The 6,474-nt window shown below is 59.0% G+C and carries 6 protein-coding genes and 1 tRNA gene; 2 read left to right on the top strand and 5 right to left on the bottom strand.

Annotation, left to right across the window (positions count from 1 at the left end):
- The first annotated feature begins 102 nt into the window (after window positions 1-102).
- The gene (locus E1B25_RS10305; protein ID WP_206338527.1) at window positions 103-591 is read left to right on the top strand and encodes an ADP-ribosylglycohydrolase family protein; all 489 of its coding nucleotides are present in this window, start codon (window positions 103-105) and stop codon (window positions 589-591) included.
- 19 nt (window positions 592-610) lie between these two features.
- Here the strand turns inward: E1B25_RS10305 and hsdR are convergent, their stop codons facing one another.
- From hsdR to E1B25_RS10285, 4 genes are read right to left on the bottom strand one after another with little or no spacing between them, the layout of a single operon-like run.
- On the bottom strand, window positions 611-2,938 hold the full coding sequence (gene hsdR, locus E1B25_RS10300) for an EcoAI/FtnUII family type I restriction enzme subunit R (protein WP_132828983.1): 2,328 nt from the start codon (window positions 2,936-2,938) through the stop codon (window positions 611-613).
- Window positions 2,935-3,177, bottom strand: a complete 243-nt coding sequence (locus E1B25_RS10295) for a hypothetical protein (RefSeq protein WP_132828981.1) — start codon at window positions 3,175-3,177, stop codon at window positions 2,935-2,937. The genes hsdR and E1B25_RS10295 overlap by 4 nt, the downstream gene beginning before the upstream one ends.
- A 17-nt stretch (window positions 3,178-3,194) precedes the next feature.
- Window positions 3,195-4,340, bottom strand: coding sequence for a restriction endonuclease subunit S (locus tag E1B25_RS10290; protein WP_206338526.1), 1,146 nt, complete (start codon window positions 4,338-4,340; stop codon window positions 3,195-3,197).
- Between the two features lie 14 nt (window positions 4,341-4,354).
- Window positions 4,355-5,803, bottom strand: coding sequence for a class I SAM-dependent DNA methyltransferase (locus E1B25_RS10285; RefSeq protein WP_132828978.1), 1,449 nt, complete (start codon window positions 5,801-5,803; stop codon window positions 4,355-4,357).
- Between the two features lie 279 nt (window positions 5,804-6,082).
- Between E1B25_RS10285 and E1B25_RS10280 the strand changes: the two genes are divergently transcribed.
- Window positions 6,083-6,283, top strand: a complete 201-nt coding sequence (locus E1B25_RS10280; RefSeq protein ID WP_132828976.1) for a hypothetical protein — start codon at window positions 6,083-6,085, stop codon at window positions 6,281-6,283.
- Between the two features lie 108 nt (window positions 6,284-6,391).
- On the opposite strand, the gene E1B25_RS10275 is transcribed toward E1B25_RS10280, so the two are convergent.
- Window positions 6,392-6,466, bottom strand: a tRNA-Asn gene (locus tag E1B25_RS10275).
- Window positions 6,467-6,474: the final 8 nt, after the last annotated feature.

Below are 6,474 nucleotides of genomic sequence, written 5' to 3'. Positions count from 1 at the left end.
CCAACATCCCACACTGTGCTCCCCGATAGCCTCGGGGGCATTATCCACATCAGTGTAAGGGGGTCATTTTTGGACGCCGATCACCCCGCTACGGGGTCAATTTTGCATGCCTGTTCACAGCATTGGCGCAACCGGGCGCTGCTGCGCGACGTGGCGGCCCGTCAGAGCCGCACGACACATGGTGCGGCCGAAGCCGTAGATGCCTGTGTCGCCTTCGCAGAAGCGCTCTCTGACGCCATTGAGGGGGCCAAGCGCAGCGAAGTCCTGCGCGACCGCATCGAGCCGCTGGCCGGCGCAATCGGGCCGATCATGGCCGGTAGCTGGCGCGGCATGCACCGCCGCGATGTCCGCTCCTCCGGATATGTGGCGCATTCCCTCGAAGCCTCGCTCTGGAGCGTCGGTCGGGCCGGTGATTTCAAGGAAGCGGTTCTGTTGGCCGCCAATCTGGGCGACGATGCAGATACCACCGCTGCCATCACCGGGCAGCTGGCTGGGGCACTCTATGGCGCCTCAGGTATCCCCGATACATGGCAGACCAAAGTCGCTTGGTCGTCACGCATCCGCACGATGGTTGACGGCCTCATGACCTGAAGCAAGCCGGGGCGGACCTTTAATCGGCGTATAGGTCCGCCTGCATCCCGCGATAGGCGTCGCGGATTTTCGAAACCTCGCCCAGTTTGGCTTTTCCCTCACCGACGCTCCCGTACCGAGCGGTCATGAAGGCAACCAGTTTTTGAGGCGCGAGTTCTGCTTCGCTGTGCGCTGCGTAGGCGCTCAGAATACCCAAAAGAAACTCGCGCATTTCCCTGCCCGCTTCCTTTAACCCGGTCTTCGAAACATGTTCGGCCCGGTCCTGCCGGGTCTTGGGGGCGTTGGTGAACAGGACGTAGCCGAGAACGTCAAAAAGATCGCTGTCGGGCGCATCGACAAGAAGGCGAATGCCGTCGAGCCGGGCCGCGTCATACCCACGCTCGGCCAGTTGGGTCAAGAAATGTTCCCGGTTGTCGGGGTCGCTCCAAACAGCTCGGAGTTGGTCTTCGTCGGCGACGATTTCACTCAGATCGCCGAACAGGCGCTCCAAGAACTCCTTGGCGGACATGGGCTTCCCATCAGGCCCCCAGTAGGTCGTCGTGGCGATGTAGACAATTTTCCGATCTTTGCCATCAGCCAGTTTGACCACGATTTTTTCGCGTGGGGGCGGCGAAACATCGTCCGGGCCACCATCATCGCCCACAGGTGGCTCTGGCTGCTCGGCGGGCGGCGTACGCGGTCCTGTGGGCGGTTCTGGCGCCAAGGGCTCGCCATCCCACTCCGGATCGTTGAAATTCTCGTGCGCCTTGACGAAATCCCAGATCGTGAAGAAGTCCTTGCCGTCGTAGGTCCGCGTCCCGCGCCCGATGATCTGCTTGAACTCGATCATGGATCGGATCGGGCGCATCAGCACGATATTCCGGATGTTTCGCGCATCAACGCCGGTGGACAGCTTCTGCGACGTGGTCAGGATGGTCGGGATGGTCTTGGCATTGTCCTGAAACGTGCGCAGCCACTGCTCGCCCACGGCGCCATCATCGGCGGTGACGCGGTGGCAATAGTTCGGGTTGGTGCTGTCCTTCACCTGATTGATCAGGTCCCGCACCAGCGCCGCATGGTCCTGTGTGGCACAGAAGACCAAGGTTTTCTGCCGTTGGTCGATCTGGCCCATAAACTCCTTTACGCGGCTCAGTTCCCGCTCGGGAATGATGATCCGGGTGTTGAAATCACCCTCAACGAAGGTGTCTCCCGCTTCGACCTCGCCAGCGATCAGTTCATCACTGCCATCATAGACATACTCGTCGATGGTGCTGGCCATCTGGCGAACCTTGAACGGGGTCAGGAAGCCATCCTCGATCCCTTCGCGCAGGGCATAGGTGTAAACCGGTTCACCGAAATAGGCATAGGTATCGGCGTTGTGCTGGCGCTTGGGTGTGGCGGTCAGGCCAAGCTGGGCAGCGGGGTCGAAATACTCCAGCAGGCGCCGCCATTCGCTTTCGTCCTTGGCCCCACCCCGGTGGCATTCGTCGATCACGATGAAGTCGAAGAAATCGGGTGGGTACTGGGTGTAAACCGGTGCGCCTTCGCCGGTCATGAAGGTTTGAAAGATGGTGAAGAACAGGCTGGCGTTCTTGGGCGGCTTGCCCCCGTTCTTGCGGATGGTGTCGGGATCGATCCGGGTCACCGCATCGCTGGAAAAGGCGCTGAACGCGTTATAGGCCTGATCGGCAAGGATGTTGCGGTCGGCGAGGAACAGGATGCGCGGGCGCCGCACCGGCTCGCCCGACAGGTTCCAATTGGCCTGAAACAGCTTCCACGCAATCTGAAACGCGATGGAGGTCTTGCCGGTGCCGGTGGCCAGCGTCAGCAGGATGCGTCGGTCGCCCTTGCCCAAGGCCTCCAGCACCGCCGTGATCGCCTTGTGCTGGTAATAGCGCAGGTCCCACTTGCCGCCATCCGTCTCGAAATCGACGGCCCCGAAGCGCTCGCGCCATGCGTCGTGGGTGGCAAAGGTCCGCTCCCACAATTCATCTGGCGAGGGGAAGGGCAGGGCCATGTCATCCTCGGCCCCCGTCACCATGTCGATCTGATACCAGTTCAGCCCGTTGGAGGCATAGGCAAAGCGTGGCCCCAGACGGGTGGCATAGTCCTTGGCCTGAGCGACGCCGTTGCGGTGGCTGATGCCCGCGCGCTTGGCCTCCAGCACGGCGAGTTTGTGGCCCTTGTGGATCAACACGTAATCGGCAGACAGCCCCTTGCCGCGCGTGCCGCCCGACTGGATGCGCCCCGGACAGATGACTTCTTCGCGGATTCGCGAACCCTCGATCAAACCCCAGCCCGCGGCCTGAAGAACCGGGAGGATACGGTTCGTGCGGGTTTCGGCTTCGGTTTCGTCGTGAATGCTCATATCAAACCATCAACGTCCAGACCCGCTGCCCCGCCTTGGCATTCGGGGCATTTCCTATGGTGAAAATCCGACCCGTTCGCCCCGTACCGATAGCCGCATAGATCGCCGGTCTCCAAGCGTCGTGCGCAGACCAGAACCCAGACGTACTGCATGTGGTCTGTACCGGCCCGGTCCGTGCGGGCAATCAGGACCTGATCGTTGCGGCTGATGTCGCCAAGCTGGCGGTTTGATGTTCCCATGGGCGGAGCTTTCTACGTCATGTTAATTCGCCCGCGAAGGCTTTCTGCAAAATAGATTGGCGGAGATCGTCGAGGTCTTGAAGTTTTTGAGAATAGTCATCTGACAACAAGGTTGTTTCGTTTGCCAGCCGTGATAGCCTTTCAACGATTTCCTGTTGTTCTTGCTGCGGTGGAAACGGAAATTCAGTACGTTCAAAAGTACCCAGATTTATATTATCTTGAGCACTACCTTTCCCTTGCTTCTTGAGATCAGCGGCGAAGAAACGAAGCATGAATTCCACGTACTCTGGAAAAGTGATTTTCGGGTCCGAAACCATTCCTATTATGCTATCAGGAAAACATGCGTCGAAACCCAAAACAGCCGTTTCTGCAATATTTGCTGCGATAGTAATACAGATCGTTCCTGCTGGCCAAAGCTTGCTTTGTGCCAGTCCTTCCTCGCTGTAACTCTGGGAGAAAGTTGACACTGTTCCGTCGCTGTTTCTAATGTCGCCTGTCTGGACAAACGGATACGGACCTCCGTATAGGAACGGCGCATTTCGGGGGCGGTGCCTAGAGCGTCCACGTCCAAAGCTAGTAGATGCATCTTCCAAAGTCATATGGTCAGAAGAACCGACCACTTGATCAAAGGTCGCAATCAGCGAGTTCTCGAACAACTCCCGCGCGTTTTGGAGGTTGGCTTCGGCGTGGGCGCGGGCGCGGGTCAGACCCTCGAAAGCCTCGTCCAGAACCGCAACAATCCGCTGTTGTTCTTCGAGTGGGGGGAGGGGGATCTCCACAGCCGCAAGCATATCTTTCGAAATTACTGTTTGTGCCGAGCCGAGTGATCCGGTCCTTAGCCTCTGCACTTGGCCTTCCAAGAAATAGTGCAAGAAGAACTGGTCAAGTTTGATTGTGTTGGGCCTTATCGCTGCCGCACTGCGCCCTATCGCACAATCCGCGCCTAGATTGATTTTGCCACAGGTAGCGCCGACCACACAGATCAAGACATCGGTAGATTTTGCGAGTTTCTTAGGGTTGGTAGTCCATTCCCTGATGATAGGGCGGGAAGGTCCAAACTCCCCCGCCTTCACGAAAGGTGTTCCCCGTCCTTCCTTGTTGCAGTCTTTACCCGCTGGGGCTTGCCCCATCACGGTAGCACTGACCGCCCCAAGGTGTTCCAATACCCACCCCGCCTTCACAGCATCCCCCGGATATTCTCCAGAATGCCCGCCGTCTCGGCATCCCGCGCCAGCATGTCCTTGATGATCTCTTCCGGGCTGCGCAGGGCCTCGGCCTCGGGCGCGTTGGGGTTCTTGAGTGACAGATCAAAGGTGTCCTCGTCCAGATCGGCGCGTTTGACGATCCAGCTTTTCGGCCCGCTGGCGCGGATGTGCTGCAGCTCCACAAACTCTGCCAGATCATCGTCGTTCAGCGGGTTGGTCTTGCCCATGCTGCGGCCCGGATCAAGCTGGTACACCCAGATGTCGCGCGTCGGTGCGCCCTTTTCAAAGAACAGCACCACGGTCTTGACCCCGGCCCCCTGAAAGGTGCCTTGCGGGCAATCGAGGATGGTGTGCAGTTCCGCCGCCTCCAGCAATTCCTTGCGCAGCGCCACGCTGGCGTTGTCGGTGTTGCTAAGGAAGGTGTTCTTGATGACGACAGCCGCGCGGCCGCCGGCCCGCAGCTTGCGGATGAAGTGTTGCAGGAACAGATAGGCGGTCTCGCCCGTGCGGATCGGAAAGTTCTGCTGCACCTCGCGCCGCTCGCCGCCGCCGAAGGGCGGGTTGGCAAGGATGACGTCGTGGCGGTCTTTCTCCTGAATATCCATCACGTTTTCATTGAGCGTGTTGGAGTGGACAAGGTTCGGCGCCTCGATCCCGTGCAGGACCATGTTCATGATCCCGATTATATAGGCGAGGCCCTTCTTCTCCTGCCCGTAGAAGGTGCGGGTTTGCAGGGTCTCAAAATCAGAGGCCGACAGGGTGTCGCTGCGCATGTAGGTATAGGCCTCGCACAGGAAACCTGCCGAGCCGACCGCGCCGTCATAGATCGTCTCTCCGATCTTCGGATCCGTCACCTTGATCATGGCGCGGATCAGTGGGCGAGGGGTGTAGTATTCACCGCCGTTGCGTCCCGCGTTGCCCATGCGTTTGATGCGGCTCTCGTAAAGCTGCGACAACTCGTGCCGCTGCGCTTGGGTGTTGAACGACAGCGCATCGACCGTCGCCAGCACATCGCGCAGGATGTAGCCGGAGCGGAACTTGTTGCGCAGCTCGGTAAAGACCTCGCCGATCTTGTACTGGATCGTTTGCGGCCCGGTGGCGGACTGCCGGAAGGCGGCAAGATAGGGGAACAGTTTCTGATCGACGAAGGTGATCAGATCGTCGCCGATGCGGGCGGCGTTGTGGTCAAACTCGCCGTCGACCTTGGGGGCGGCCCACTTGTCCCAGCGGAAGCCGCCGTTGATGATCGGGGTATAATCCTCGCCGTTCAGTTCGGCCCGGTCCTGACGTTCGGTTTCGAGGTCATGCAGGTATTTCAGGAACAGAACCCACGAGGTCTGTTCGACATAGTCCAGTTCGTTGGCGATGCCCTCTTCGGCGCGAAGGTCTCGTTCTATCTTGTTGAAGGCGTTTTCGTACAAGCACTTGCTCCCGCTCGCGGCTTTTCCGCGGATCGTTCATGATTGTCCGAGACGCTATCGCACTGGATCACCTCCCTGCAAGTCGTGTGAGGCCCAAGCCATCGCCTTTAACGTGCAATCACCCTGCCGGCTTCTTGCGAACGGCAACCTGTGCCGGGGTGGGATGACAACACCATTATAAAAGAAAGGCGGGGATCAACATCGCCCGCGGCGGCAGCTTTCTGGCCCGCGCGCACTGGCGGCCCGAAGGCGGTTGGTTAGGTCTGAACGGGTTTTGTTATGGCAAACAAGGCAGGCACCGCGTGTGGCTTCGGCGCCGACGAAAATTATGACAACACCTTTATAAAAGAAAAGCTGGGGCGGATATCGTGCTGCCACCAGCGCCGGGGCACTTTTTCCCAGATTTGGCGCTTTTTCAGGGGCGTGAAAACCATGCCCGAAAGAGCCTATGCCTCACTCAGTTTCGGTGGCTGGGATTGAACCGCGAAAGCTCCATTTGGTTACCCCAGATGTTACCCCGGAGCAAAACCAGCCAATGGCCCGAAAAATAAAAAAGCCCTCAAGCCATTGAGGCTTAAGGGCTTTTTATGGCTCCGGCGGTAGGGATCGAACCTACGACCAATTGATTAACAGTCAACTGCTCTACCGCTGAGCTACGCCGGAACGGTCTG

The organism is Antarcticimicrobium sediminis, assembly GCF_004348975.1.
In the GTDB taxonomy this organism is placed as follows: Bacteria; Pseudomonadota; Alphaproteobacteria; order Rhodobacterales; family Rhodobacteraceae; genus Antarcticimicrobium; species Antarcticimicrobium sediminis.
This window is presented reverse-complemented; position numbering and strand designations above follow the sequence as displayed.

Coding starts and splice junctions, on each gene's coding strand:
- E1B25_RS10280 (WP_132828976.1), top strand. CDS start 6,083: ATGGCAAACAAGGCAGGCACCGCGTGTGGCTTCGGCGCCGACGAAAAT.
- E1B25_RS10295 (WP_132828981.1), bottom strand. CDS start 3,177: ATGGGAACATCAAACCGCCAGCTTGGCGACATCAGCCGCAACGATCAG.
- hsdR (WP_132828983.1), bottom strand. CDS start 2,938: ATGAGCATTCACGACGAAACCGAAGCCGAAACCCGCACGAACCGTATC.